Genomic DNA, 2489 nt, shown 5'->3' with positions numbered 1-2489 from the left:
TTTTTTTGGGGTTGTGGTGATGGCGTGCCTATTGAAAAATGAGCCTGCGAGTTAGTGATGCGTGGCGAGGTTAACCCTTTGTGGGGTAGTCGTAGCGAAAGCGAGTCTTAATTGGGCGCCCAGTCGCGTGTTCTAGACCCGAAGCGGGGTGATCTACCCATGGCCAGGTTGAAGCGATTGTAAAAGGTCGTGGAGGACCGTACCCACCTAGGTTGAAAACTGGGGGGATGAGTTGTGGGTAGGGGTGAAAGGCTAATCAAACTCCGTGATAGCTGGTTCTCCCCGAAATGCATTTAGGTGCAGCGTTCTGCGTGTGTTGTTGTGGTGGTAGAGCTACTGGTTGGTTGATGGGCCGTTTTGGTTACTGACGTCAGCTAAACTCCGAATGCCATTGATAATTGCAGGGCAGTGAGACTGCGGGGGATAAGCTTCGTAGTCGAGAGGGAAACAGCCCAGATCATCGGTTAAGGCCCCTAAGGGTGTGCTGAGTGGGAAAGGATGTGGAGTTGCATAGACAACCAGGAGGTTGGCTTAGAAGCAGCCATCCTTGAAAGAGTGCGTAATAGCTCACTGGTCAAGTGATTCCGCGCCGACAATGTAGCGGGGCTTAAGCACACCGCCGAAACCGTGGCAAAAAATGTTTTTGTTTTTTGGGTAGGGGAGCGTCCTGACTGGGGTGAAGCAGGCCTGTGAGGGTTTGTGGACTGGTTGGGAGTGAGAATGCAGGCATGAGTAGCGAGTGGTGGGTGAGAATCCCACGCGCCGATTGACTAAGGGTTCCAGGGCAAGGTTTATCCGCCCTGGGTTAGTCGGGTCCTAAGGCGAGGCCGACAGGCGTAGTCGATGGATGACCAGTTGATATTCTGGTACCGGTTTTTTCTTGTCCAGTGCTGACAAAGTTGTGCTAACCAACGCCGTGATGGTGGTGATTCCTTCGGGTTTTATCGCCTAGTGGTCTTGGGGTCCCTTCTTGGGTAGGCAAGCGTGTTAACAGGGGTGACGCAGTAGGGTAGCTGATGCTGGCCGGTGGTTGTGCCAGTCTAAGGTTGTGGCCCGCATGCTAGGTAAATCCGGTGTGCTGTCTTTGATGATAAGGGTGAGGGCTGATGGGACTGCCACTTATAGTGGTGGTTATTGGTGTGCCTGTGCTGTCTAGAAAAGCCTCGACGTTAGAGGAAAACCGCCCGTACCCTAAACCGACTCAGGTAGTTAGGTAGAGTATACTAAGGCGTGCGAGTGAATCATGGTTAAGGAACTCGGCAAAATGCCCCCGTAACTTCGGGATAAGGGGGACCAGGCCCGGACAAGTACTATTTTTCTGGTTTTTGTTTGGGTGTGGTCGCAGTGATTTGGAAGAAGCGACTGTTTACTAAAAACATAGGTGTGTGCGAAGCTGTAAGGCGATGTATACGCACTGACGCCTGCCCGGTGCTGGAAGGTTAAGCGGAAGGCTCAACCCCCTTGTGGGGTGAAGGTTTGAAGTTAAGCCCCAGTAAACGGCGGTGGTAACTATAACCATCCTAAGGTAGCGAAATTCCTTGTCGGGTAAGTTCCGACCTGCACGAATGGCGTAACGACTTCTTCGCTGTCTCGACCATGAACTCGGTGAAATTGCATTACGAGTAAAGATGCTCGTTTCGCGCAGCAGGACGGAAAGACCCCGGGACCTTTACTATAGCTTGGTATTGGTAGCCGGTTGTGTTTGTGTAGGATAGGTGGGAGACTGTGAAGCCGCTACGCTAGTGGTGGTGGAGTCGTTGTTGAAATACCACTCTGATATAAACGGTTATCTAACCTTGGTCCGTGATCCGGATTGGGGACAGTGCCTGGTGGGTAGTTTAACTGGGGCGGTTGCCTCCTAAATGGTAACGGAGGCGCTCAAAGGTCTTCTCAGCCTGGTTGGTAATCAGGTGTTGAGTGTAAGTGTAGAAGAAGGCTTGACTGTGACACTGACGGGTGGAGCAGGTGCGAAAGCAGGAACTAGTGATCCGGCCGTGGTTCGTGGAAACGCGGTCGCTCAACGGATAAAAGGTACCCCGGGGATAACAGGCTGATCTTGCCCAAGAGTCCATATCGACGGCATGGTTTGGCACCTCGATGTCGGCTCGTCGCATCCTGGGGCTGGAGTCGGTCCCAAGGGTTGGGCTGTTCGCCCATTAAAGCGGTACGCGAGCTGGGTTTAGAACGTCGTGAGACAGTTCGGTCCCTATCCGCTGCGCGCGTAGGAAACTTGAGAAGGCCTGTCCCTAGTACGAGAGGACCGGGACGGACAAGCCTCTGGTGTGCCAGTTGTACCGCCAGGTGCATGGCTGGTTAGCTACGCTTGGGAAGGATAACCGCTGAAAGCATCTAAGCGGGAAGCCTGCTTCAAGACAAGGTTTCCATCCCCCTCTTGGGGGGAGAGACTCCCAATAGATGATTGGGTTGATAGGCCAGGCGTGTAAGCATGGTAACGTGTTTAGCTTACTGGTACTAATAGTCAACAACTA

Annotated in this window: 1 rRNA gene; it reads left to right on the top strand. The window is 52.9% G+C overall.

The features are described from left to right. Positions 1-2489 (top strand): 23S ribosomal RNA (locus tag HMPREF2891_RS00230); the annotation flags it as partial.

Origin of the sequence: Actinomyces sp. HMSC065F11, from assembly GCF_001813085.1 — a bacterium.
In the GTDB taxonomy this organism is placed as follows: Bacteria; Actinomycetota; Actinomycetes; order Actinomycetales; family Actinomycetaceae; genus Gleimia; species Gleimia europaea.
The sequence above is the reverse complement of the archived record's forward strand: the minus strand, read 5'-3'. Positions and strand labels throughout refer to the sequence as shown.